We start from the raw sequence: 24,959 nt of genomic DNA, 5'->3' as shown, positions 1-24,959 counted from the left end.
CGAAAATAATAGAGGCGAGCGGAATTTCGGGCAACGATTGCCCGCTAGGGGTTTTCCCGCCAAGCAAGAATTAGTTGGTGCGACGCTTCAAAATACTGTACAAAAACACAGTACGACGTGATACATTTCGCTCGCCCAAAAACCTGTCATCCAGGGAGAAACCTGTGTCAGAAGCCGCTCATCTTGTTCAGTACATCGTCGTGCCCTATCGCGCCGCCGCCAACGGCGTGGCCCCTGGGGAGATCCGTCCAGCCAGCAGCGAATTCGGCGCCATCCGAATCGCCAATTCCATGGCTTCCAAATTCGCGGGCGTGGCCGCTTATGAAGTATGGATCGACAAAGAAACCGGCGACATGGAATCGCCGCGCATCCTGACGCAGATCGGCACGGTGCCGTCGCTGGATGATTGAACGCAACAAAGCCGCCGCGCGTATTGAAGCGAATTTCAAATCCAGGGGGTTTGATATTCAGGGAGCTTGATGGCCGTATGACTGGATGGCCACCCTGATGTGTAGACGTTGGTGCGCAGACGCTGATGTGTACACGCTGATGGATCCCGGGTTTCGAATATCGAATCCGGGATTCGACTTTCTATGCCACGTCGTTCTGCATCAGGTATTGCTCGTCACTGCATGATGTGTGGTGCGCCCGACAGGAATCGAATCTGTGAGCGCACCAATTAGCGACATTTAACGCAGAACTTCCCCGGCGTTGCCTACATGTTGGGCGCATAGAGTTGCACTAATTCGCGGTCCTGGTCCCAAAAACGGACCCAACCACCCTCGGGGCATTTCCCTGCCCCAAGCGTCGCCAGCCTCCCTCGAGGTTCGCGCTCAGCCATTCAGGAAAGCTCCCCTATGAGGTCCATACAACCTGCGGACGCAATCGCGTCCCGCGGGCACCACGCGTCCTTCGAGTTCCCTTCGACTGCACGTGCCGCCCGCCACGCTGCTCGAACCTGGTTCGAGACGGCCCCAGACTTGAGTCCCGCCAAATACCGTGATCAACAGTTCCGGGACCATTGCAAAGACAAACCTGACTCCGCCCTCGAACGCAGGATTCGCCGGGACGCATTCAAGCAGGCATTCGCCGAAGCCATCGGCCACATCGTCGTTGAAGAAGCACGTTTCCATGCGCTCGCTGCTTGAGCGTCCAGTTAGTTTCCGCCTTTCGGACGCCGCCTACAGACGCTACGAAAGCGCCGCCGCAGATAGGGGCATGACACTTTCGGCTTTTCTGCGGGATCGACTTGAAGTCGACGACCAGGTCGCCGAACACGTTGCTCAACTTCGGCTCACATTGATGGACACCGGAGCCAACGGCGCCGAAGCAGCCCCGATGCTCCCCATCGTCTTAGAACTGCTGCTGCTATCGCGTCGCCATTGTTCCCCCGGCGATATGCGAGCCGTGCATCTCGAACTTGAGCGTCAAGGTATCCCGCCGTGGACACCGGCCCAGGGCCGTGATCTGCCGGAATAACACCCCGGCCATTCCGGCCGCATCTTCTCTGGAGCTACCCATGCAAGTCCCCCTCATGGCCGCCGTTATATCGGTGGCCTGCCTCCTTTCGGCCTGCGGTTTCGTACCGCCCGCGCCTCCAGCCCCGTCCGATTCCGGTCGCGTGTTGATTAATCGAGTAGATCCACGCAGTGTTCTACCGGGTAAATCGCCGTCGATGGTCGCTTCCGCGCCCATTCCGCCCATCCCGGTGCCCGACGCGCCGCCGATCGCTGAAACCACGCCTTCCGCCCAGTCCACATTGGCTTCCGGCAGTGGAGAGCTTCCAACAACGAGCGCGAACCCCACCGCCCAGGCGGAAATGAAGTCGCCGGCATCCGAAGTGGCCTTGCAGCCACCGCCAGCTGACGCAACTGGCGCGCTGACTGCGGCGACTCCCGCGCAAGTCGTGACTGTCGATGCCACACCGACGCCGGCTGTAGCAGAACCCGAGATCGTGGAACCGCCCAAGCAAATTTGGCGCATTAGCCCGCAGGACGGGACGGTCCGCCAAGCGCTCGTGCGCTGGGCGTCCGACGCCAACTGGACGTTTGGGCCGGACCAGTGGGAACTGAATTTCGACATACCGATACAGGCTCCGGCCGAGTTCGAGGTGGCCTCCTTCCGGGAGGCCACTCAGGCGCTGTCCCAGGCGGTCGCGATGAGCGAATCGCCCATCCGCCCCTGCTTCTACGGCAACCGCGTCCTGCGCATGTTGCCCTTCACCCGCAGCTGCAACCGATCCCCAGCCACGCAATCCTAGCCGTGGCGTTGACCAGGAATACCCATGACTGCATACCGCACTGTAGCGGCCGCACTGACGCTTGCAGCGCTCTCGGGCTGCTCCGCGCTCCAATCGACAGACCGAGTCAGCACCCGTGCTGACCACGAAGGCTCAAAGGGCGCGTTCGCTATGGACGCCTTCAAGGGCATGGCAGGCGACACCGACCGGGCCAAAGGCCAGGTCGTAGAACTGCCTTGGATCGCAGGCCGGCCCCAACCGCTTGCCCGCGATGTCACCCTGCCGCCGGCGCTTCGCGCCAACGTCAATACGACGCTGTTGTTCGAAAACAGCGCGGCCGACCTCAAAACCCTTGCCGACCGCATCCAACTCGCAACCGGAATCCTGACCCACGTGTCTGCCGACGCTATGCTGCCAGCGGAGTATTTCCTTCCGCGCCTGGCGGTCGAACAGAGTGTTGCTACAGCAAGTGCGAACTTTGCTGCCGCAACGGCGGACACGCTGGTTCCAGCTCTCGTACCCGGAGTTGCCGTCGACCGGATCGCAGGCCCCGTCCTGCCCCAAGGCGTTGCTCGCACGAAGATGGCCCCCCTGCCCCCAGGCCAAGCACCCCTCGCCTCCGTACTGGACTCGATTGCACTGCGGTTGGGCGTCTACTGGCGCTACGACGAAAAAATCGGTGCGCTTCGCTTCTATCGCACGGAGACGAAAAGCTACGTCGTGCGCACGCCGACCCAGGCAGCTGAAGAGAACCTTCAACGCGATATCAAGTCGGCCAATTCGACGCTCGCGGACAAGTCGACCAGCAGTTCTAAAGAAGAAGCCCGCGAACTGGCGGCGGTCGTCACCAAGGTCAGTCAATTCCTCAGTCGCGCAGGCGTGATCAAGTCGGCGGACGGCGCGGCCAACACCATCGTCGTCACTGATACAAAGGACGCGCAGGACCGGATCGGCGAATTTCTGGACGCTGAGAACCGCCAGATGACACGCCGCGTGCGGCTCGTCTTCGAAGAAATCACGGTCCAACGCGATCTACTCAATCAAGGAAGCATCGACTGGAAGATTCTTTTCAACAGCCTTGGGCGCGAAAACACTGCATCGGCAATTGGCGTCGGTCCCTTGCTGGACACGGCCAAAGCGGCGGGCAGCGTGGGCGCATCAGTGGGCAGTGGCCCCTTCGCCGGCACCAACATCGCACTGAGCGCACTTTCGCAGCTCGGGTCGATCGTCAATCACAAGAGCATTCCGCTTCTTTCGCAGAACCGTCGACCCGCCAAGTACGACACGCGCAACACCTTCCAGTACATCAAGGATCTGCAACAAACCCAGAGCACGTCCGACAGCTCGGCGCCGACGGTCACGGTCACGCAAGACGAAAAGACGGTCGGCACCTTCCTCACCGTCGTGCCCGATGCGCAGGACGACGGCCAGGTGCTCTTGACGATTGCCTACGACGACACCCGACTCATCGAAATGAAAAAGGAGCCGGTGGGGTCGCGCGATGATCAGTCGTTCGTGCAGCAGACCAACATCGGTGGCCAAGGACGCGTACAGCAGGTGATGGTTCGCCCTGGTGAGCAAGTGGTCATTGGCGGGTATCAACAATTTGCCGACAGTTCGACCCGCCGCCGTCTCGACGACAAGGCGCCAATGCTCTTGGGTGGGTCTGACGCCTCGCAAGAGCAGCAACTGCTGACAGTGGTGCTCGTAACCGCAATTCCAGAGGAAGGATTCTGACCGTGGCAACGCGACAGAAAGTCGCTCGGCGCACGAGCTTCAAGCTCGTCGCGATACCGGGCTCGCCGAATCAACTTGTCCTCGGGCTCAAGTGGCGCACAGTCCTTGGCGAAGACCTGGAAAAGATTGCCCTTAAGACCGCCAGAAAGGCACGGGCAACGCACTTTGTGCAAAGCGATGCTCGCAGTTCCTCGGTAGGCTTGTTGGCAGCCAAAGGAAGCGAAACACGCGCAAAGGGCCGAGCAACGCTTTTCTCTGGCGCCGCTGCTTTTGCACAGATGCATCGACATGGCACGCACATCGTTGTATGCACGCTACCCGATCAATCCGTATGGTTGGCGGTGGTCATCGACGGGGTGGTGCAGACGGGCGGCGATACAATTTTCCCCGACCAAGCGACCGCAACTAACTCCGTCGAAGAACTGACTGCGCGCTACCGTGAGCACCAGCTGCACAGCAACTACATCACGCAAGCGCGCCTGTTCTCTTTGCAACAGCTCACTGCGCATGTAAATGCTCAGTCGGCTCTGCGCAGGGCTTCCTTCAGACTTTCCATGGTGTCGCCCATATGGTGGGTGTTCATCGCTGCGGTCCTCGCCTATGAGGCTTGGGACTACGGGTCCAGTTGGTGGGACGAACGACAGGCACGACGTCAGGCGTTGGCTGAGGCCGCACAACCGCAGTTCGACGCCACTGCACTGTGGAACAACGCCATAGGTACCTGGGCGAAGTCAGTCAAGACCCAAGGCAGCACGGGTCTGGCCGACCTTCTCAATGCCGTCCTCACAGTCCCGGTAGAACCTGGGCGGTGGCGGCTGACAGAAGTCGACTGCCGCCCCGGCGTCGGTTCGTGCACCGCCACATACCGCCGTACCCGTTTGGCTGACAACCATACGCTGCGAGCGGCGCTGGCCGAATCGTTCCGCATCACCCATCCGGATTTGGATACGGCCACCGCAACATGGCCACTTCCCCAGGTGCTCTTCGCGCGAACGATGCCCTTGCTGGACCTTCCCACCGCCATTGATATCCAGACCGCGTGGGAGCCCAGCTGGCAAGCGCTCCGACCTGCCTTGCAAGACTTCACGTTGTCAAAGCCGGCAAACGTGCAGGTCATCGTACCCAACATCAAGTTGCCCAACGGACTGGAAGAACCTGTGCCGATGCCACAGGGCACGAAGCTACCCGCCAGCCGCGCGCTGGTGGTCAATGCGCCCCTGCGCTCGCTCTATGGCCTGGCCTTACCGACGACCACCCAGATAACGCAGCTTCATGTGCGTTATCAGCCGGACTCAGCACCCGGGCTTGCGGCGAGCGCGTTCTCGGCCACCTTGAAAGGAGATATCTATGTACTCGCGCCGTGAAACTTCGCTGCGCAATCGGCTCGCGCCTGGCCTGGCGGGTCTCGCCCTGGCCGCTTCCCTGCATGCCACGGTATCGGCGCAATCCGACACTCTCTCCGTTGCGCCTGAAGCTCCGGCTGCACCGCCGAGCCACCTCGTGCGCGAGCTGCTGGAGCATGACGCAAAACAGGCGCTCGCCCTGGAACGCTCGAAGACCAAGACAGCGCTCGCGAGCTCGTCGTTCGCAGCACCGCCCTCCATAGGAATCACGTCGGCAGATTCCGAACAGGCGGCCGCTGCCTCGGCATCACCGTCGAAGCAACGCCTGGCGCGGCTAATCGCCATCGTCGGAGTCGGCGGCCACCTGGCCGCGCACCTGCAACTGGACAACAGACAGGCCGTCTACGTGACCGGGAAAGCTGCGCCGGCCACGGGCGCTGGCCAGGGCATGCGTCTGCTGGAGATTTCTCCACCCTGCGCCACGTTCCTATCGCAAGAGGAAGAGACGTTCACCTATTGCCTAGACGAGAGGGCACCATGAAATTCAGCTTTTTCCAATGGACTCGGCGAATGATGCGCATTTTGCGCGTCGGCTTTCGCGAAGAAGAGCCGGCGCCTGTCCTGAGCATGTCGCTGACGCCTGTCCAAACTGACGACTCCCCTGAAGGTCATCTTGACTCTTTTGAGGATGTTGAAAATATGCGACCGGCCTTCGAACTTCTGCGCGTGGATTGGTGCGGCTCTGAAGCCGCAGCGAAAGCATGCGTGGCAGAACTCGAAGGCAAGCGGTATGTGGTCTTCGTCAAACAGGGGGAACAGGACTCGGACCTGTACCGTGCCGTTCTGTTACGTGCTCGGGAAGCCGCCGGGCGCGACAACGTGGACGTATACACAGTCAACCCCGTAGTCTTGCTCGCATTGGTACGTGAGCGCATGCAAGCGAAGGACGTCAAGCAGCGCACATCCAGGACGCGCGCGCTTGGCGCGCGCTCTGCGGTGCGCGTGGGGTTTCACGATCTTTCCGCCTGGGGCATCCGCAACGGCGCAAGCGACATGCACCTGAACATCGACACGACCGCTCCGATTTCCCACGTCAGCGCCACGATCGATGGGCAGTACACGACGCCCAAGCAACTGGCGATGCCGACCGAACGGCTCATTGAGATGGGAAACGTTGCATGGCTGGATGTCCACGGCGGCAACGGGCTTTTTCTCGACATGACTAACGAGCAACAGGGCCGGCTATACGAAGTTGTCGACGACCGCTCTTACATGCTGCGCTGGGGATCATTTGTTGCGGACAAAGGACCCTCCATAACCCTGCGCATTCTCGATATGGATGCCAAGGTGGAGCCGGTGGACATGGAGACACTAGGTTTCCTGCCTTCGCACGTCGCAAAGTTTCAACGGTGTCTGCAAAGCATGGGCGGCGCCATCGTGACGGGCGGCATTCCTGGATCGGGCAAAACCGTCACCAACGCCCAATTGATCGTGCGCTTGCCAGAGACACGCAAGGTTATGACGATCGAGGATCCTGTCGAACTGACCATTCCGCGCGCGTTGGCCGCCAGCGTCTCTCGATCGCTTGATGGCTCGGACCGCGACACGATGCGTTCCAAGCTGATGGCGCTCAAGCGAGCCGCAGCGAGCGACGTGTTTCTGGGTGAAATCCGCGACTCACTTACCGGATCAGCGTTTCAGGACATCGTGCTGTCGGGAAGCAGCCTGTACACCACGACACACGTTGGACACGCGCTCTCGATTCCGCAGCGATTTGCTTCCAGCGAAATCGGCGTTCCCCCAACAACTCTGGGCACGCCTGGCGTCCTGAAGCTGCTCTCACACCAAGCACTGATGCCGGTCACCTGCAACTGCGCACTGCCGGCAGACTCACTGTTTGAAGGCGCCGCCGATCGACTAGGAGTGCGCCGGACACGGGATGAGTGGGCACGCTACCTCGACGACATCGAAACCCTTTACGACTTCGGCAGCAGTCGCATCAAAGTTCGCAATCCACAGGGTTGTGAGAAATGTCGGGTAAAGGGGATCCCGGAACTGTTCGGCTATGCCGGACGGACCGTAGTCGCCGAAATGTTCGAACCCTCGTCAGATCCAGAAGCGCTTCGTGCCATCAGCGGCGGCGATGAGCTCCGTCTGCGTGAAATTTACGCTGGTCACCGGACCGCCGCATATGACCACCCCGACATGGAAGGCAAGACCACCATGGACTGCGCTGTCTACAAGATGAGTCAAGGCATGATCGATCCGCGGGACATTGAGCCGCATTTTCAAGCCTTTGCCACGCTGCTTCGACAAGGCGAGCGGAAATGAGGCTGCCCTTCGTACTGACCCGGGCCGGCCAGGCCGCGCGCAAGTTCGCCCGCCAGCGAGCGGACTGGTACGAGTATCTGGCCGACATGACCGAAGACACCCAAGGAAAACGGACGATCCTCAATATCCTTGACACTGATGCCCAGCGTTATGGGCGCAGCGCGCGAGGCATCCTTTCGGCACACTGGGCGCACAAGATTGTCGAAACCGGCGAGATCGGCAAAACCCTCCACGGCACACTCCCGTCTAAAGAGGTCGCTGAATTTGTTTCCTTGCAGCGCCAGGGCCAAGCCGTGCTGGCCAGCGGACTGCGGGATATGGCCAGCCTTGTGCGCTTGAACTCCAGGCTGAAGACGATCCTCGTCACTACGCTCATGACTTCGGCCTTGGCAATGGCGTTGCTATGGTTTGTGATCATGGTCGGGATCCCCTACTTCACCGCACCAATGATTCTCGAATCGCTGCCTGCGGCGCCACGCGCGTATCTGAGTCCATACACCCAGGCGTTCTTCGACCTCGCCGACTGGATACGCCAAAGCGGCGCTCGAGTTTGGGTGGGGACGATCGCGGTCGGAATCGCGTTCCAACTGTCGTTTCCGTACCTGGACGGGCCAATACGAAGGGTTTTGGACCGTTGGGGGCCATACAGCCTATACCGGGATGTCCAGGGCATTGGTGTCATCAGCACAGCGGCAACTGCGGTCAAACCACGGACCGGAAAGACGATGCAATTGCGCGAGGCTATCGAACTTCAGTTCGACGGTGCATCTCGTTGGCTAGTGGGCCGCTTGCAGGCCATTCAGCATCGACTTGAAGACTCAAAATCGGGCGCTCAAGTTTTCAATGTCGGGCTGATGGATCAAGAGACATATTGGTACCTCGAAGACCTCACAAACACCCACGGCTTGGACGTCGCATTGCAGAGGATTCGCAACAGGATGGAAACGGTCGTCCTCAAGCGCGTCGAAGCACGCGCAAAAGTTCTGCGCTGGGTCATCCTGGGCTTTGCTGTGTTCGCAATGGCGGGCCTCTATGCGTGGCATCAGAGCGTCCTATGGGACATGCAGAACGCAGCCGTCCTCGACGCCATGAGCTAGTGCAAGCCCAAACCATCACGCAAGCCCGTGCCGCAATGGCGGCCCGTTACTTCAGAGTTAAACCCTGGAATTCAAAATGAACCAATTTCCCAAACAAGCTCGAACCTTCAAGAGCCACGCGGCACGGCAGCGCCTTCGCCAAGGCGGCTACACCATTGCAGAAGTGATCGCCGTGATCGCGCTCATCGGCTTCCTGGTGATTATCAGCATGCCGGCAATCAAAGGCATCTTTGTTCAAGCCCGCGTCGGTCCGGCATCTGCTGAACTTCAACGCTTCATGACCGCGACTCGCTTGCTGGGCGAGGGCGACTCCGTCACGCCCTACGCAGCCATCAGCAACGCATCGAATCTTGCGCCAGCAATGGCCGAGTCTTCAGTATTCAAAGTGAACGGCGCCACGGTGGCGCACCGACTGGGCGGCTCAGGTGCGGGCTCGAGTGGCACGATCACCATCGGCCCCGTGGCCCTCGGCGGGGGTGCTGCCGGAAGCGGCTTCGGGCTGACATTGACCAACGTGAACCACCGGGCGTGCCCAGGTCTTGCCACCACGTTGAACTCGGTAGCCGAGACAATCAGCGTGAATGGAACCGCCGCGAAAACGCTAGGCACGAACAACGAGCCGGGGTCCTTCAATGCGGTCACAGCTCAAGATCTTTGCGTGAAGGGTGACAACAATACCTTCGTCTTCGCCACGCGATGAATCCGTAAACCCGCAATCCGGGCGTGGCGCTACCTCGCCTGGCATTGCATTGATGACGAAGCTGCCATGTGTCCTTTTGACGTTTACGTGCCTCGATCACTACCCCGCCAGGCCGGCTTCACGCTTATCGAACTGATGGTAGTGATCGCGCTGGTTACGCTCGCCATTGTCCTGGGGGGCCGTCGCTTAAGCGGCAAGTTGACGCGACCGCTGCGGAATCCACCGGCCGTTACCTTGCGCAACTTCGCGGTGCAGTTGTGGACCTCCAGGTTAAGCACGAAGCGTGGCTGCGCGGCGAGAATATCGCTAGCGCCCCGGCAGGCACCTACCCCCCGCCGCCCGCACTTAGCTGGGTCGCTGCCCCGGGAGCACAGGTCGCGCGAGGTGGCGTAGCGGATCTTGCAGCACTCGGCCTGCTACCACCTAGCACGCCCCGCTTCCCATCCCTCGGCGAAACCGCCCGTTTCATCCTTGTCCGCGAAGGAGCATGCCCCGGTGACGACTGCCGAACGGGCGCCTACGTATATACCTGCCAACCGATCAGCGATGTGCGGAGCCGTCGACTCAATGACACCTGCACCGCCCCGACCGGCAAGGCTGCGCGGTTCAATCAAGTGCTGCTCGGCAAGGTGATGGCAGCGTCCGAAGGATATGGTGGTCATGACGCCAACGGCGGCACCAATGTGCGTGGCCCGCTTATGAACATTCCGCGCGGCTGGTTCGACTTCGGAGCAGAGGATGGCCACGCCGTCCTGGCCGCAGGCTTGAGTGCCACGCCATTCGGTCAATTTGTCCGCCACGGTGAAACCCGAGCTGTCACGTTCAACAACTCCCTTACGGTGGCCGGTGCGATTCAGACCAACACGGGCCTACTGCTCAACACGGCCGTTGCACCGGGCGAGGCGTGCGCCCCGGAGGGGTTGTACGCTTCTACTGCAAACAAGCAGCTTGCAGTTTGCACCGGTGGCGTGTGGTTCGCCCAGACTGGCCACGTCATCACTGGCACGTATGGTGATCTTCCCAACGACGCCGCGATTCCGGCTGTAACATGCCCGGCAGGGCTCTCGCCCTGGAGGCAGGTCGCGCTACAGGCGCTCGACGCTACAGCGCGCGGCAGCGACATCAATATCGGTGGCGCGATCGGCGGGAGCATCCAAGGCTCAGGCTACGTCAACGCCGCTGGTGCCGTTTCGGTCGGCGGTTCCTTCAGTGGCTCATTTCAGAACTCTGGAAATAGCTACGTCCGTATGGCGCAGCGCGCCAGCATCGCCGGTGACCGCGTCGTGATTTCACCCCCAGACATGGGCGCCCGCGCCTCGGTGATCCAAGGCTGCAAAAGCTAGCTCCTCCAGCAGGTCTTTCCCCAGGCCGCATAACGAGCGGCAAATCTATCGGAGATATCCATGTTCCTTCCTCCCACGCGGGGAAAGAGCGGGGCTTTGCTCGCCCTGCTCTTCGCGCTGCTCTTGCCCACGGGCGGCCACGCATCCACCGCCAACCAGGCCGACGTCCAATTGCAGACCGACCTCAACACGATGGTCGTGCGCGTCGACCAAAGCGCCCCGATGCCACCAGGTGGCTGCGCTGGGGGCTACTCCTGGCACACGACATACGGCGGCTGCCGAGTCCCGCAAACGCAAACGGAATATTCGCAGTGCCCAGCCGGGTACACCGGCAGTCAAGTCCGCTACCGGACCTACTACGTTCTACAAGCCAACGCGAGCGATGTGGCCTACGAGGGATGGGGGCCATGGCAAGACGGTTGCACGGCATCCCGCGCCGGCGGCGTACTCGATGTCGTGATCGCGAAAGCCCGTGGCAACGAGACGGGCGAGACGTTCCCCAATAGCCTTGGTGGAGCGATCGCCGCACAGATGCAAGTCAACTACGGCACGATGTTTGGGGCGACCATCTATCGCCCCACCGCCGAACTTAACTGCATCTTCGCATCCGGCACGACGTCAGGGGACACCTCACGCGCATGGATGGGTCAGCTCATGCCGCCCGGCGCATCCGTAAACAAGGGCGCTTCTGGTCATTGCGAGCTTTCCAATGGAAACCGAACTGCCACCTTATTCGGCAGTTGCGACACAGGAAGCGGCGGAGACGCGGACATCTGCCAGAGCGCGACGCGGATCGTCAACATCACTTCGGTCAGCGGATGCACGGTCACGACTGAAACACGCTTGCGTGGCCAGCTCATCGATGTCGGCAACTACGGCATCTGCAACTAATTTCGGGAGAACAAATATGCGACCCCTCCGACACCTGTTCCTACTGCTGGCCGTGACGCTCGGGCCGTTTTGCATGCCGGCACACGCCGATGGAGCGACCAGCTTCGACGTCGGTGACGTTATGGAAGGCGACAAGCGCCTGGCATGCGAGGCCATTCTTTGCTTGTCCAGCGGCACCCGGCCCAGCGAGTGTGCGCCGTCCCTGTCGCGATACTTCGGCATCAACATGAAGAAGCTATCCGACACGCTGGAAGCCCGACGCGATTTTCTTTCGCTATGCCCTGCATCGGGAGACTCCAAGGAGATGAGCGACTTAGTCCGCGCCATTTCCCAAGGTGCCGGCCGGTGCGACGCCGCAGCGTTGAACGTCGCGCTTCGCACCTGGCGCGGCGGCAACGACGACGGCAGCCTCATCATCAGCGACAAACGCCCGGGCTATTGCAACGTTTACACGTCACATGAATACACAGCCTTTGACGATGGTCTACCGCTTTACGTTGGCACGCCCGCCTACGGCGGTTACTGGGTGGAGCCACGGGACTACCAACACGAGCTTGCCAAGTACGAAAAGGCGCTTGCAGAACGCAAAGAGCGCGAGCAGAACGGCAAGGGGCCTGGCTTCGGCATGGTGGGGAATTGACTGATGGACTTCCCTACCCTCGCGAGGCAGTGTGCGCCCGACGTGCACATCAGTACGCTCAGCGCTGTGGTCCGTCACGAGTCCGCATTCAATCCTCTGGCCATTGGCGTCAACGCCAAGCCCCATGTAAGCATCCGCCCGAAGTCCAAAGAGGAGGCAGTCCAGGCGGTGCGCGATCTGATGGCTAAAGGTGTGGACTTCGACGTCGGCTACGGCCAGATCAACGTGCGGAACTGGAAGTGGCTCGGTGTCACGCCCGAGAGCGTCTTCGACCCGTGCGTCAACCTCGCATCTGCCCAGCGCGTCCTCGTCGATTGCTACAAGCGAGCCGCCAAGCTGCACGGCCCTGGACAGAACGCTCTATATGCGGCATTCAGCTGCTACAACACGGGCAACCTGACCTCGGGCTTCAGGAATGGGTATGTCGGCAAGGTCATCGCCGGCGCTGGCCTGGCGGTACCGGCCATCGTGAAGGAGGGCGGCGCGCCCGCCAATGCTGACACGAAGACGCGTACCCAACCGCTGCCGAAGTCGTCCAAACCCGATGCCTTTCAGAAGCCCCGCAACGACGCTTTCGTGGCGCCTCGCAAAGACGCATTCGAGCCGCGCCCAGATGCCACATTCGGTAGGCCTATCCCAAAGCCTTCCTCGCGCCTGCCGGCGCAGTAGAAGCGCACCCCTCGCCGGTGTTTAGCCGCTAAACACCGCCCCTCTCATCTACCTCAAACGAATGCCGCCCCGCCCATCGGCCGGGTGGCGTCACCCCTTGGAGTTTCAAAATGACCGCAGCATCGAATATGTCCCCTGCCGACTCGCAGCCCAAGAGCCGCCACACGCTTGTCGCCCTGGCATACGCGACCCTTGCCGTGCTCCTCCTGCTGCAACCGGAACTGGCGATGGCGCAGTTCGAGAAGGCCACCACTACCGTGCAGAAGATCAAAGATTGGCTGTGGCTCATCATTCCTGTCATTGGTCTTGTTTCCGCCGGCATCATCGGCATCCTTTACTCGTTCGATGTGATTCGCAAGGAGACCGCCTATCAATGGGCGGTGGGTATCGTCTTTTCCGGTGCCATCGCTGGCGGCATCATCAAGCTGGTCTTCGGTTGATGGCCACCTCGTCCAAGCAAAAGGCCAAAGCCCCCCTACAGCCGCCCCAGTCGCGGTGGGGTCAGAAGTGCCACCCAACCGCTTTCCCCTTTTCAAGGGTGCCACCCGCGTCGCCACCGTCCCCGGGGGAGTGCCCACACGGGCATTTGCTGGACTGGTCTTTGTGACCGTCACCGCCGCCTCATTCACGCTGTGGGGCTGGCTACTCTTTCCCGTCCTTTATCCGGTGATGGCCATTCTGAGCCGCCATGATGACCGCGCCTTCTGGATCTGGGAGCTTTGGGTCAAGACCAAGTTCTTGGCTAAGAACAAGCGCTTTTGGGGCGCGATATCCCTCACTCCAACACCCTACAGCCGGCGGCGCCCATGGGCCCGCTGGCTCGGAGTTCACGACCGATGAAACAGCAATCCATCGTCGCGCTGCCGGCGTACGAGCCGGCGGTTAGCACGTACGTTCCCTACTCCCACCACGTCACGCCCACCATCATCGCGACCCGCAACTGGGAATACCTTTCGGTCTGGCGAATCGACGGACGCACCTTTCAAGGCTACAGCGATGAGGAGCACTACCGCTGGGTCGAGGAACTGAACAACACGTTCCGGGGGTTTCCAACGGGATTCGGAATTTGGTCGCACCTTGTCCGCCGAAGGGTCTTCGAGTATCCCGAAAGCGACTATCCGGACGCCTTCTCGCGCGATCACGATGCGGCCTACCGGAAAGTCTTCGCCGGCAAGCCGCCGATGATCAACGAGATGTACCTGACCGTGATCATGCGTGCGCAGATCGACCCCGCCTTGCGCTTGCTGTCAAACTTCGAAAAGCGCACCGCGCGCTCGGCGCTAGCCTGGCAGAACCAGGCGATTGAGCAGCTCGATGACGTCAACCGCAAGCTTCGCGGGTCGCTCAAGCGCTATTCGCCGGAACTGCTATCCATTGTCGAGCGGGAATCTACGGCCGACCTGGGCGGCGAGATGGGTCCCCGCCGGAAATCGCGGTTTTCGGAACCGGCCGAATTCCTGGGCTTTCTGCTCAACGGCAAGATGCAGCCTGTGCCGCTGGTGAACGCGCGCCTATACAACTATCTGCCCACGAGCCGTCAGTTCTTCTCCACACATGGCGAACTCGGCGAGATGCGGGGGCCTGACTGGACGCGCCGCTACGTGATGCTGGAAATGCGGGAATACTCCAACAACACCAGAGCTGGCCATCTGAACTGCCTGCTCAACCAGCCACATGAGTTTGTGCTGTCGCAGTCTTTTGGTGCGATGTCCAAGCCCGATGGGCTGAAGGCGCTTTCACGCCAGATCAAGTGGCTGGAAGACTCTGGCGACTACTCGGCGTCCCAGATCGAAGATCTGAGAAAGGCCCGCGACGAACTGGCGGCGGGTCGCTTCATCATGGGTGATCACCACGCCACAATCCAGGTGTTCGGCGAAGACAGCGAGGGCGCCCTACGGGCTGCTGCGAGTATCAGCGGTGCACTGGCTGACGAAGAGATCATCGGTCGGCTGTGTGATCGCTCATCTTTGGCCGCGTGGGCCGCCCAGTTACCGGGCAACTGGAAATGGCGCCCTCGCCCGGCGCCGATTACCTCGCTGAACTTCTTGAGCTTCTCCTCGATGCACAACTACCTCTTCGGAAAGCCAGCCGGCAATCCTTGGGGGCCTGCTGTCACCATGCTCAAGACAACGGGAGGTACGCCGTACTACCTGAACTTTCATGCTTCGCTCCATGACGTTGACGAGACGGGCAAACGCCGGCTGGGCAACACATCAATCATCGGGCAATCGGGTGCGGGAAAGACTGCAATGTTAGGGCACTTTATTACTCAAGCGCGCAAGTTCAACTATACCGGCGTGGTGTTCGACAAGGACAGGGGCATGCAAGTCACCGTCATGGCGAATCGAGGGAAGTACTTCACGCTGCGCTTGGGCGAAGCGACCGGCTGGAACTATCTGCAATTGCCTCCCAACGCATCAAACGTCGCCTTCATGGCAAGCATGACCCGGCAGCTGGCCGCGAGGGGAGACGATCCCCCAGCAGTTCCGAACAGAAGCAGATTGCTGAAGCAATCGACCATCTCGTCACCCACATCGACCTGGATAGCCGTTGTCTCTCAACCCTGCTCCAGTTCGTGCCTTCGGCTCCGGCACCCGACGGCCAGCTCAGCCTGAAGGACCGTCTCAAGCGCTGGTGTGCCGGAAGTGAGAACGGCTGGCTATTCGATAACCCGAAGGACGAGCTGGACCTCGCCGTAAACAACCTCTTCGGATTCGATCTGACGGAATTCCTCGACCAAGGTCCGATCCGTGACGCCGCAATTACCTACTTGCTCTATCGGACCGACCAGATGATGGACGGACGGCGCATGGCGATGTTCTTCGACGAGGTGCAGCATCCTCTGAAGGTGCAGTACTTCCAGGATGCCATGCAGGACGCAAGCCGGACAGTTCGCAAGAAAAACGGCGTACTCGTCTTCGCGACGCAAGAGCCCGCAGCGATCCTTGAGAATCCTGTTGGTCGATCGCTCATTCAACAGTCGGCGACTGCCATTTTTCTCGAGAACCCGAAGGCGACGGCCGAGGAGTACATCGATGGGTTCAAGCTTCCCCCGGCTGTATTCAAGATGGTCAAGGATCTGCCGGCGTTTGGTCGCCAGTTCGTGATCAAGCAAGGCGATTCCGCCGTCACCGCCGAACTAGATCTGTCCTCATGCCCCGAGTCGTTACTGGTTTTCTCCGGATCCGAAGACCTGGCCGAAATTGCCGAAGCGGCAGTTGCCAAGCATGGTGACGACCCCGCCCTCTGGCTGCCCCACTACCTCAAGCTCGCCCAAGAGGCGACAAGGAGCTGATAATGTCCCAGACGCACACCCCCAACCACCGCCCGAACCATGCCGGACGCGCACGGCTTACCGCATTCTTGGCCGCCGTCCTTCTCTCCAACTCACTGACGCCTGTCCACGCGAGTGGCATCCCGGTCGTGGACGCCGCGAGCATCATGGATCGCGCTCTCAAGCACGTCGAAACGCTGGCAAAGTACGCTGAACAGATCGCCGTCCTCAGGGACCAGCTTGAAAGCCAGAAACGGCAGCTCGAAGCGCTCACGGGCACGCGTAACCTCGGCGATATCCTGAACAACCCGGCGATTCGCGATGCGCTGCCGGCCGACGCCCGGGATATTCTTCGCGCCTCCAACGGTGGTCTGGGTGGAATCTCGGACGTTGTGGAGCGCATTGAGCGCGAGGAACGGTTAACTGGCAACTACGAACAAGACAAAAAGAACCTGGACGCCCGCGCCGACAAGCTCGCGATCCGCAGTCAGGCGATGATGGAGCAGACCCAGAAGGCGATGACCGCCCGTGTCAAACAGGTGGATCAGCTCCAGGCCAAGATCAATCAGGCCCAGGATCCGAAGGCCATCGCAGACCTGCAAGCCCGTCTGTTGGTCGAGCAGGCGAACATCCAGGCCGACCAAACTCGGGCCGACATACTTACCCGCCAGATTGAAGCCGAGCAGGCCCTGATGGAGCAGCAAGCCGAAAAGCTTGCCGATAGCTCTTTCAGCCTTGGTGCAATCCGCGCGCCGCTTCCTGGAGCGAGATAATGGCCACCACCGCGGTCAGTCTGGCCAGTCTTGGCGGGATCGCGAACTGGATCGACCAGTCGGTGACCAAGATGCTAACTAGCGTCATCACGCCGATGGTCGCGTCCGTCACCGCCAAGCTATTGCCGTTCGTGTCCGTTTCTTTGTCCGTCGCGCTGGTCTGGTACGGGTGGTTAATTTGCTCGGGCGCCATTCAAACTCCGGTCCTCCATGCGTGTCGGCGTGTCGTCAATATTGCAATCATCGTGAGCGTCGCCAGCGCAAATGGACTGTACCAACAGCAGATTGTCGGTGTGATGCTCGACTTACCCACCTCGGTGGCTCAGCTGTTCACGGGCACCGTCAAAACCCCATCCGAAATGATGGACGACGCAGCGAACAATGGCGCAGAGATTGGCACACGGTTGCAGGAGCGCGCACCGAGCGGTCTAAAGAAAATCGCGCAGGCCTTTGTGTTTGTGGTTGTCTCGGTCATCATCACCATTATCTCAGCGGTCATGAGCGCGATCGGGATGCTAGTGCTGATCACGGTAAAAGTTGGGATGGGCTTAGTCGTCGTACTAGGACCGCTTTGCATATTGGCACTGCTGTTTGACCAAACAAAGGACTTCTTCAAAGCGTGGTTAGGTCAGGCTGTCTACTATGCCATCTATGCCGGCCTTTTCATGGTGGTTTTCATGTTCATCATGGGAATGTTCGGTATGTTGCAACAAGGCTTGATTGATCTAACAAAGGCAGACCAGATCAATATTTTCTCCATGCTCACTGCGATTGTATTCTTCATGATGTGTTCAAAATTCATGCTAGAACAGGTTTCCGTAGTTGCCACTAAGATAAGCGGAGGCGGCAGTGGAAGCGGGATTTCAGTTCCCTTCGTTGGGAAGATTGGCTAACATTGAATCTCTAATAGCCGTCCTCCCTGACAAGCACTAATAATCGCGAGGATTAAGATGGATCCGTTGAAGCCGCTGGGGAAGGCCCTTTCTCAGAACCCCTTGCTGGGCAATGACGTGCCGTTATCTGCACCGCCCGGCGTTGCCCCAGAACAGCCGATTTCCGCCTTCCAATGGATGAGCCTAGCGAAGGCGACGTGGACTTGGATTCTGCGGCCCATCTGGTACCTGTGCTTCCAATGGCCCGTGCAGCTGTTGGGCATGGGTATGGCCACACCAAAAGGTGGACGCGACGACAGGCGTTCGAATTGGCAGAGAGAGCATGAACGCCAATTGCACGAAAACAGGATTGCCGAATGGAGACGCAACACTAGCCAGGATTGACTCGGCATATCTGTCGTTGGCCTCCGGCCCGCCGACACCTTAGTATTTAAAGCACAGGGCACAGCAATCGCTGTGCCTTTCTTATTGCGCTGCGTACTAGCCAGCGCCGTCTGATTCAAATCCCCTAGTCTCTTCGGAGAACCGATGAAGCACGCATTTCTGCCCGCGCTTGCCGCGGCACGCACCTTCACGCCCGTACGAAACGTGCGGCCCCATCATCTCGTTCGGCAATCGGAGGACCAACATGTCCTTTGAAGACCCGAAGCTTTCGCTCCAGCAAGAGCTGGACCGAAACCGCAGCCTAGACCAGGACTTCCTGACGGAGATCCTTTCCTCCAGATCAAAAGCATGGCGCGTCGCAGTAGGCGCATTTGTGCTGGCGTTCTTGGCGGTCGGCGCCCTGGCCTCACTGTTGCTGAGCTACACGCCCCAGCCACCCTACGTAGTGCGCGTCAACGATGCGACAGGTGAGGTCGAAAACGTATCCCAGCTCGGCGACGCACAGGAGGACTATGGCCCTCGGATCGCGCGCTACTTCGTCACTCAGTACGTGTTGTCGTGCGAAGGCTACGACTGGCGCACCCTGCAAAACATGTACGACCGCTGCGGGCTGTTCAGCTCGCCGGATGTGCAGCAGCAGTACCACGCCAAGTTTGAAGACGACGCCAAGACCGGCCGTGAAGCTCTGGACAAAAAGTATGGGGAACATACCCGCCTGGTCATCAACGTCCGGTCGATCACTCCGGGACCCAACCAGACCGCTACGGTCCGGTTCACGCGCAGCGAGATGGGCCCACAGCGCTCACCCAACAGTGAGCAATTTATCGCCACCATCGCCTACAGGTTTGTCAACGCACCGATGTCGGAAAGCGTGATTCGTGACAACCCCCTGGGCTTTCAAGTCATTTCCTACTCGACCGCTGTCGAAACGCTGAGGTAATCGTCATGCAAAAAGCACAAATCAACGAACTCGCCCGCCGCCTCGAAAATGCAGGACGCATGAGCAACGCAGAGCGCACGGCACTGCTGCGCGACATCGAACGGTACGCGAAGAGCGATCTCTACGGCGCAGCGCGCCTCTGCAAGGACCATCTGCACAAGGACGCGAACCTTCGCCTTCCCACGCCTGTCTTGGCTGCCGATCGTATCGGGAAGCACTTTGAAGAGCGCATCCGTGAGGCGCGCCGGCCGGTAGAGCTGTACGGCGAGCAAGACCGGCAGATTCGTCAGCCGGAAGATGGACGCGAATACAAGGGTCCGATCGTGGGCACAACGCCAAACTGCTTGATCCAGCGTGACAACGAAACGGGGGACCTCATCGTCCATGCCCGCAACACGCTGAACCGGTCCTTTGAGATGAGCGGCAAGGAAGAGGCGCTCGCCATCAGCTACCCCTTCAAGGCGGTAGGCGGCGTGGGCCTGGTGCGCGACGCTGACCATGACAAGCAGGCGGAGATGGGGATGGACCATCAACATACGCACCAGTCGGCGCGGCAACGTGAGAGCGACCTCGAGATGGGACACGCCCGATGAACATCCGCTTCAGGCCTTTGGCCGTGGCGGTGCTGTCGGTCGCGCTTTGCGCGGCCGCAGCGCCGGCCTGGTCGCTTGACCGACCTGCCGCTTCGCCCAAGGATCAGCGAATCCGCTGGACAGACTATGACGCCGCCGACGTCATTCAGGTCGACACCACCTTAGGAGTTGCGACCCAGATTCAGCTCAATGAAGATGAGGACTATGTGACCCATGCCTTTGGCGACTCGGCCGCGTACGACTTCCAGCAGGTGGGCAAGCACCTCTTGCTCAAGCCCATCGTCGAGCAAGCGGATACCAACTTGCTCTACATCACCACCAAGCGGAACTACTCGTTCCTGCTGAAATATGAAAAGGCGCGTAAGAGCGGCGGCGTCTTTCGCGTGGTGCTGCGGTATCCCGAGCTCGAGCAGGCGAAGTCTGCGGCGCAGCAAGAAAGTGAGCGCGTGCAGCGCGATCTGGCCACCGCCGACGTCGCGATCAATTGGCAGGCCTATTCGATGAGCGGCGATACCAGCTTGGCGCCGACCGCCGCATGGGATGACGGCGCACAAACGTGGATTCGGTTCGCGCCTGGTCAGGACCTGCCCGCGATCTATTTCGTAGACACGGACGGCCAGGAGGTGATTGTGAATCGGCATATGGAGGACGAGCAGACCGTTGTGCTCCACCGGGTCGCCAAGCGCTGGCACTTGCGTATGGGCAACCAGGTCTTGGCGATTCACAACGACGGACCGCCTGTTGCACGTAGCCTGGCCACCGGAACCGTCTCGCCGCAGGTCGAGCGTGTCGTTCGTGAGGAAACAGCGCCATGAGACTTTTCAAAAGGCGAAAAAAGCCCCGTCAAATCATTGACGCTGTGGCTGAGATCGAGGACTATCAGGCGCATATCGAAGGCCGCGGCCGCCCGGACCTTTCGGGCACTGCCAAGCCCATGCAGCAAGGCGCCAAAGCCTTTATGTGGCTTCTAACCCTGATGGCGTGCATGGTGATCGGCACGATGGGTTGGCGAGTGTTCAACACGCCCGCCGCCGAAGAAGCCGCACCCGCGATGCAAGCCAAGATCGAGAACGTGCTTCCCGGTCTAAAGCTCAGGCCCGATCCGCCGCCACCGCCGCCGGCGGCGCCCCAGGAACCGTTACTTGGTGCGCCGACAGACCCGGGCCCGGCACGCCAACCTGAACAGAAGGATGCTCTGTCCAATCTGGCTGAAGCCGTTGTAGTCGACCCCATCATGCAGCGGCGCTTGGCGAGCGGGCTGCGGTCCACAAAGGGAGAGGGCGGTCAGTCCTCAAACCAGGAGGCGCCTTCGCAGCAGCAGCCGCGGGAAGCAGATAGCGGGCCGATGGCCAGCAAGCTCACCCCGATGAAGCTCTCAGCGTCTCGCGCCGGACTGATTGGCAATCGGGACATGTTGATCACTCAAGGTTCGATGATTGATTGCGTGCAGGAAACTAAGCTCGTCACCGCGCAGGCAGGCATGCTCGCCTGCTATGCGCCGCACGATATCCGCTCAACCAGCGGCCGCGTGGTCCTGATCGACAAAGGGACGCGATTCATCGGCTATCAGCAAGGCGTGCTGGCACAAGGCCAGCCACGTGTCGGTGTCGTATGGTCACGACTGGAAACCCCCAAGGGCGTCGTTATCCATCTGGACTCCCCAGGTACAGGCCCCCTGGGCGAAGCAGGCCTAGACGGCTTCATCGACACGCACTTCGCTGAGCGGTTTGGCGGGGCAATCATGGTTAGCTTGATCAGCGATCTGGGCACGTGGGCCACCTCACGAGGCAGCAGCGACAACGGTCAGGTGCAATTCAACACCACTGGCGATGCGGCTACCAACGCAGTGACCACGGTGCTGGATAACACCATCAACATCCCGCCGACGCTCTATCGCAACCAGGGCGGCAGATTGGGAATCTATGTCGCTCGCGATCTGGATTTCAGTTCGGTTTACTCGCTCAGGTCCGTCGCCCGCTAGCTGCGCGCATGGCTGAACCGCGATCGCCGTTCTTCCGGCCGACGCCTTCGATTCAACCCAATGCCAGGCCCGACCGAATATGTGTTTCGGCGGGCCTACCCCATGGAATAGGCATCCTATGAAAGACTCTTCCAGCACATCGCCCGTCGACTCGGGCGGCCGCGACACCGCGTTGCGTCAGATGATGCGCCCTCTCTCCGGCTACCTGGCAGATGACGCCGTCCGGGAGATCACCATCACCCGACCTGGCGTAATCTTTACGCGTTCTAAAGGGAAATGGCACGAACGCCACGATCCGAAGCTGACCTTCAGCTTTCTGGAGGCGCTGGTGTCCGCCATGGCCAGCTACAACAACGTCAATTTCACGCCGATCATGTCGTTGCTGCTGCCCGACGGCGAGCGAGCGCAGGTGGCGCAGCCCCCTGCCGTGATCGACGGCATGCTTTCGATCAACATTCGCAAGCACAGCAGCGTTGTGAAGAACCTGGACGAACTGGCCGCCGAAGGAGCGTTCGCCAATTGGGTCGATGAGAGCGGCCCCAAGGGGAGCACCGACAATCTGACCGACCACGACAAGGAACTGGTCGACCTCATGAAGGCAGGGGACATCCTTCAGTTTCTACGACGAGCTGTCCTTCAATGCCGCAACATCATTGTCGCGGGCAAGACCGGCTCAGGAAAAACAACGTTCGCACGCAGTCTCATCGACTGTGTGCCGTTCCTCGAACGCCTCCTGACCATCGAAGACGTGCACGAACTCTTTCTGCCTAACCATCACAATCGCGTGCACATGATCTACGGCAAAGGTGCTGGCCGGATGTCGGCCACAGAGTGCATTGAGGCCGCCATGCGCAGCTCGCCCGATCGGATCTTCCTATCCGAACTGCGCGGTCCTGAAGCATGGGATTACCTGAACGCGCTCAACACAGGCCATCCTGGGTCTGTCACGACCACGCACGCCAACAGTGCGCGCGATACGTTCGAACGCGTCGCTCTGCTAGTAAAGCAGTCGGCAGCCGGAAACCAGATGGATATCGACACCATTCGGCGCTACCTGTTTTCCACGCTCGATATCTCGCTGTACTTCGCCGACTACAAGCTGACGCAGGTCTATTTCAACCCTGGGCGCGTGCAATGAGCACGCTTGTAGACGTCGAACTTCTGGTCATATCGCCGGCAGGACTGCCAGGTGTTCTGCGGCTCCGGCACGAATGCAGCAAGGGGAAAACTGCACTTCTTTCCATGGAGTGCCGTGACATGCTTGGCGTGCCGATTGGATCCGCACCCCTTACCACTGCCGACATGCATCAGCTTGTAGACGGATTGATGGACGCGATCCAAGCCAACGAACGACAAGAGCGGCTGTAAATCCAAATTTGGCCGCCGGCGGCCGACCACAGCGTCCCACCGTCAATTCCTCCCGGAGACTTCCATGACCCGAGCGAACCGCAAACGCGGCGCGCAGGAAGCACGCACCCGCATGGCCTACAAGATCATGCAAAGCGTCTTCGAACGCTGCCGCGCAGAAGGCCTCAGCGCCGAACAAACCCACCAGGCCATCAAAGACGCCTACCCCTGGGGTGAGCGCCGCGCCTGGCCCTACAAGGCGTGGCTAATGGCCCGCCGCGAGTTCTATGAAGCACACGGCCTGCCCCTGCGGGCACGTCGCACCATCGCTGAATCACTGGAGACGGACTCGTGACCAGCACGCTGTACCGGCAAGATCCTTTACCCGGCAATAACTCGCAGCAACGCAAGGGGCGAACATGAGCGTCGAAGCATCCAAATGGGCCAGAATGGCCGACGTCCAGAAATCCTCATCCAAGCTCGTGTTGCTGAACCTGGCACAGCTCGTTCGTTACGATTCCGAGCACTGGACGGTTTTCGCATCGATCGACTACTTGGCCAAGGTCACCCATTTGAATCGCAAGACAGTCATCGAAGCCCTCGGCCGCCTTCGCGATCTGGGCGCGATCCGGGATACCGGGCGGCGTGCAGGCGACAACCGCAGCAGCATCATTTATCGCTTGTGCCCAAATGCGGTCCCCCTGGTCGACCTCGCGCCCCCCGGCGCCGTCGCCGGCGGCGAATCGCAGGCAGCGCAGCAGGATCTCGCGCTGCAGGACCGCTCTGAGGCAGAGGATGGAAATGCGCCCTCGGCAGCTCCAGGCAGCGACAGCGGGACGCCTGCCGACCAAAGCGAGCCGTCAGAGCAGGATGGAGCCGCTGTGGACAAGTCGCTGTCTCTCCCCGATGGGGACACCTCTTTGCCGCACTGCGGCGGGGCGGACGGAAGTTTTCATTCAGCGGGCGCATCAACCGAAGCAACGAGTCCTAGCGCCGCAGCATGCCTTCCAACATCCCCTGGCGCAGGGCACCTGCCTGCCAGCAAGGCCCTCAGGGGAGCCAAGCGAAAGGGCCGAAAGCGCCAGTCCGAAGCGCGCGGTGCCGGCACTGGCCCCACCAGGCTTCCAACAACATGGGCGCTGCCGGAACGGTGGCGAAGTTGGACGCAGGAGCAGCGACCGCTTTGGACGCACGAGAAGATCGACGCCATGGCCGCCACCTTCAGCGCCTACATGCGTTCCAGGCCCGGGGAGCTGGGCATGTCGCCCGATTGGTTCGAGTCATGGCGGCTTTGGGTTTTCCGAGAGCGGGAGCCGGTGCAGTCGGCGGGCGCGGCATGGCAGGACAGTTGGACCGGCATCGTGGCCACGGGCAAGAAGCTAGGCGTTGAACAAGCTCCGAACGAGCCGCCGCCCAATTTCAAGGCGCGCGTATTTGTCGCCGCCGGGCTCGTGCCGTCCCTCTAGAAGTTGTCCACAGCCTGGCCCGATATCGGGACCAGTCCCATTTTTGGGCCTAGCCCGAAAAGTGCTTTTGCCCGTCCCAATTTGTCCGTTCGCCAGTACCGAAAACGGCTTTTTGCCAGTACCGAAAACGGTACCTAATAGGTATATATAGGTTTTATAGGTTTTAGAGAGAGTCGTGCGCGAGGCGCTGGCTCATCGCGAAGACCGATCCGCCTACCCTCCGGTCGCTCCGCTCCCTCCGCCCCGCCGCCTGCGGCGCCGGCCTGAAACCCATAGGAAAAGTCCCCCCTCTCCGCCGGCGCGCCGCGCCGCCGGCCG

General features: G+C 60.5%; 29 protein-coding genes. All 29 read left to right on the top strand.

The genetic code is table 11. The features are described from left to right. Positions 1–164: 164 nt before the first annotated feature. The 29 genes from ELS24_RS02610 to ELS24_RS02480 all read left to right on the top strand — a co-directional run bounded on the left by ELS24_RS02610 (position 165) and on the right by ELS24_RS02480 (position 24,641). Entirely contained in the window at positions 165–410 is a 246-nt protein-coding gene (locus ELS24_RS02610) for a hypothetical protein (protein WP_006217094.1), read from the top strand. Positions 411–980: 570 nt separating this feature from the next. Beyond that, positions 981–1,148, top strand: coding sequence for a hypothetical protein (locus ELS24_RS30770; RefSeq protein WP_164741206.1), 168 nt, complete (start codon positions 981–983; stop codon positions 1,146–1,148). Further along, entirely contained in the window at positions 1,132–1,479 is a 348-nt protein-coding gene (locus ELS24_RS02605) for a hypothetical protein (protein ID WP_127183337.1), read from the top strand. Before ELS24_RS30770 ends, ELS24_RS02605 begins: the two co-directional genes overlap by 17 nt. Positions 1,480–1,519: 40 nt before the next feature. Continuing rightward, positions 1,520–2,260, top strand: a complete 741-nt coding sequence (locus ELS24_RS02600) for a toxin co-regulated pilus biosynthesis Q family protein (RefSeq protein ID WP_127183336.1) — start codon at positions 1,520–1,522, stop codon at positions 2,258–2,260. 24 nt (positions 2,261–2,284) lie between these two features. After that, the gene (locus ELS24_RS02595) at positions 2,285–3,976 is read left to right on the top strand and encodes a type II secretion system protein GspD (RefSeq protein ID WP_127183335.1); all 1,692 of its coding nucleotides are present in this window, start codon (positions 2,285–2,287) and stop codon (positions 3,974–3,976) included. Positions 3,977–3,978: 2 nt separating this feature from the next. Further along, positions 3,979–5,340, top strand: a complete 1,362-nt coding sequence (locus ELS24_RS02590; RefSeq protein WP_127183334.1) for a type 4b pilus protein PilO2 — start codon at positions 3,979–3,981, stop codon at positions 5,338–5,340. Further along, entirely contained in the window at positions 5,324–5,860 is a 537-nt protein-coding gene (locus ELS24_RS02585; RefSeq protein ID WP_127183333.1) for a hypothetical protein, read from the top strand. Before ELS24_RS02590 ends, ELS24_RS02585 begins: the two co-directional genes overlap by 17 nt. Further along, the gene (locus tag ELS24_RS02580; RefSeq protein WP_127183332.1) at positions 5,857–7,650 is read left to right on the top strand and encodes an ATPase, T2SS/T4P/T4SS family; all 1,794 of its coding nucleotides are present in this window, start codon (positions 5,857–5,859) and stop codon (positions 7,648–7,650) included. The genes ELS24_RS02585 and ELS24_RS02580 overlap by 4 nt, the downstream gene beginning before the upstream one ends. Further along, positions 7,647–8,747, top strand: a complete 1,101-nt coding sequence (locus tag ELS24_RS02575) for a hypothetical protein (RefSeq protein WP_127183331.1) — start codon at positions 7,647–7,649, stop codon at positions 8,745–8,747. The genes ELS24_RS02580 and ELS24_RS02575 overlap by 4 nt, the downstream gene beginning before the upstream one ends. A 76-nt stretch (positions 8,748–8,823) precedes the next feature. Next, a complete protein-coding gene (locus tag ELS24_RS02570; RefSeq protein WP_127183330.1) occupies positions 8,824–9,447 on the top strand; it encodes a type II secretion system protein in 624 nt (207 codons plus the stop codon). 66 nt (positions 9,448–9,513) lie between these two features. Then, a complete protein-coding gene (locus ELS24_RS31650; RefSeq protein WP_127183329.1) occupies positions 9,514–9,840 on the top strand; it encodes a prepilin-type N-terminal cleavage/methylation domain-containing protein in 327 nt (108 codons plus the stop codon). Positions 9,841–10,061: 221 nt separating this feature from the next. Next, positions 10,062–10,790, top strand: coding sequence for a hypothetical protein (locus ELS24_RS02560; protein ID WP_127183328.1), 729 nt, complete (start codon positions 10,062–10,064; stop codon positions 10,788–10,790). 60 nt (positions 10,791–10,850) lie between these two features. Then, positions 10,851–11,681 (top strand): hypothetical protein, encoded by an 831-nt coding sequence (locus tag ELS24_RS02555; RefSeq protein WP_127183327.1) that lies wholly within the window; start codon positions 10,851–10,853, stop codon positions 11,679–11,681. A 73-nt stretch (positions 11,682–11,754) separates the two neighbouring features. Next, positions 11,755–12,321 carry a TrbM/KikA/MpfK family conjugal transfer protein gene (locus ELS24_RS02550; RefSeq protein ID WP_127183326.1) on the top strand — a complete coding sequence of 189 codons (567 nt, stop codon included), beginning with the start codon at positions 11,755–11,757 and terminating at the stop codon, positions 12,319–12,321. Between the two features lie 3 nt (positions 12,322–12,324). Beyond that, complete coding sequence (locus tag ELS24_RS02545; RefSeq protein WP_127183325.1) at positions 12,325–12,990, top strand: lytic transglycosylase domain-containing protein; 666 nt, start codon at positions 12,325–12,327, stop codon at positions 12,988–12,990. 110 nt (positions 12,991–13,100) lie between these two features. Beyond that, positions 13,101–13,430, top strand: a complete 330-nt coding sequence (locus ELS24_RS02540; RefSeq protein ID WP_127183324.1) for a TrbC/VirB2 family protein — start codon at positions 13,101–13,103, stop codon at positions 13,428–13,430. Continuing rightward, positions 13,390–13,830: a VirB3 family type IV secretion system protein gene (locus ELS24_RS31580; RefSeq protein ID WP_342672805.1), complete on the top strand. Its 441-nt coding sequence runs from the start codon at positions 13,390–13,392 to the stop codon at positions 13,828–13,830. The genes ELS24_RS02540 and ELS24_RS31580 overlap by 41 nt, the downstream gene beginning before the upstream one ends. Continuing rightward, on the top strand, positions 13,827–15,605 hold the full coding sequence (locus tag ELS24_RS02530; RefSeq protein ID WP_240669433.1) for a hypothetical protein: 1,779 nt from the start codon (positions 13,827–13,829) through the stop codon (positions 15,603–15,605). The genes ELS24_RS31580 and ELS24_RS02530 overlap by 4 nt, the downstream gene beginning before the upstream one ends. Beyond that, positions 15,566–16,285, top strand: coding sequence for a hypothetical protein (locus ELS24_RS31140; protein WP_240669432.1), 720 nt, complete (start codon positions 15,566–15,568; stop codon positions 16,283–16,285). Before ELS24_RS02530 ends, ELS24_RS31140 begins: the two co-directional genes overlap by 40 nt. 2 nt (positions 16,286–16,287) lie before the next feature. Beyond that, on the top strand, positions 16,288–17,037 hold the full coding sequence (gene virB5 / locus ELS24_RS02525; protein WP_127183322.1) for a P-type DNA transfer protein VirB5: 750 nt from the start codon (positions 16,288–16,290) through the stop codon (positions 17,035–17,037). Further along, positions 17,037–17,930 carry a type IV secretion system protein gene (locus tag ELS24_RS02520; protein WP_127183321.1) on the top strand — a complete coding sequence of 298 codons (894 nt, stop codon included), beginning with the start codon at positions 17,037–17,039 and terminating at the stop codon, positions 17,928–17,930. Before virB5 ends, ELS24_RS02520 begins: the two co-directional genes overlap by 1 nt. A gap of 628 nt (positions 17,931–18,558) precedes the next feature. Further along, positions 18,559–19,254 (top strand): virB8 family protein, encoded by a 696-nt coding sequence (locus tag ELS24_RS02515; RefSeq protein WP_127183320.1) that lies wholly within the window; start codon positions 18,559–18,561, stop codon positions 19,252–19,254. 5 nt (positions 19,255–19,259) lie between these two features. Continuing rightward, positions 19,260–19,847 carry a hypothetical protein gene (locus ELS24_RS02510; RefSeq protein WP_127183319.1) on the top strand — a complete coding sequence of 196 codons (588 nt, stop codon included), beginning with the start codon at positions 19,260–19,262 and terminating at the stop codon, positions 19,845–19,847. After that, on the top strand, positions 19,844–20,662 hold the full coding sequence (locus tag ELS24_RS02505) for a TrbG/VirB9 family P-type conjugative transfer protein (protein ID WP_127183318.1): 819 nt from the start codon (positions 19,844–19,846) through the stop codon (positions 20,660–20,662). Before ELS24_RS02510 ends, ELS24_RS02505 begins: the two co-directional genes overlap by 4 nt. Beyond that, the gene (virB10, locus tag ELS24_RS02500; protein ID WP_127183317.1) at positions 20,659–21,828 is read left to right on the top strand and encodes a type IV secretion system protein VirB10; all 1,170 of its coding nucleotides are present in this window, start codon (positions 20,659–20,661) and stop codon (positions 21,826–21,828) included. Before ELS24_RS02505 ends, virB10 begins: the two co-directional genes overlap by 4 nt. A gap of 118 nt (positions 21,829–21,946) precedes the next feature. Then, positions 21,947–22,966 carry a P-type DNA transfer ATPase VirB11 gene (virB11, locus tag ELS24_RS02495; protein WP_127183316.1) on the top strand — a complete coding sequence of 340 codons (1,020 nt, stop codon included), beginning with the start codon at positions 21,947–21,949 and terminating at the stop codon, positions 22,964–22,966. Further along, entirely contained in the window at positions 22,963–23,196 is a 234-nt protein-coding gene (locus tag ELS24_RS02490; protein ID WP_127183315.1) for a hypothetical protein, read from the top strand. The genes virB11 and ELS24_RS02490 overlap by 4 nt, the downstream gene beginning before the upstream one ends. A gap of 64 nt (positions 23,197–23,260) precedes the next feature. Next, on the top strand, positions 23,261–23,530 hold the full coding sequence (locus tag ELS24_RS02485) for a hypothetical protein (RefSeq protein ID WP_127183314.1): 270 nt from the start codon (positions 23,261–23,263) through the stop codon (positions 23,528–23,530). 64 nt (positions 23,531–23,594) lie between these two features. Beyond that, positions 23,595–24,641 carry a helix-turn-helix domain-containing protein gene (locus tag ELS24_RS02480; RefSeq protein ID WP_127183313.1) on the top strand — a complete coding sequence of 349 codons (1,047 nt, stop codon included), beginning with the start codon at positions 23,595–23,597 and terminating at the stop codon, positions 24,639–24,641. The last annotated feature ends 318 nt before the right edge of the window (positions 24,642–24,959 follow it).

The sequence above is a fragment of the Achromobacter spanius genome (assembly GCF_003994415.1).
In the GTDB taxonomy this organism is placed as follows: Bacteria; Pseudomonadota; Gammaproteobacteria; order Burkholderiales; family Burkholderiaceae_B; genus Achromobacter; species Achromobacter spanius_C.
Note: the sequence above shows the minus strand (reverse complement) of the source record. Positions and strands in the feature narration are given on the sequence as shown.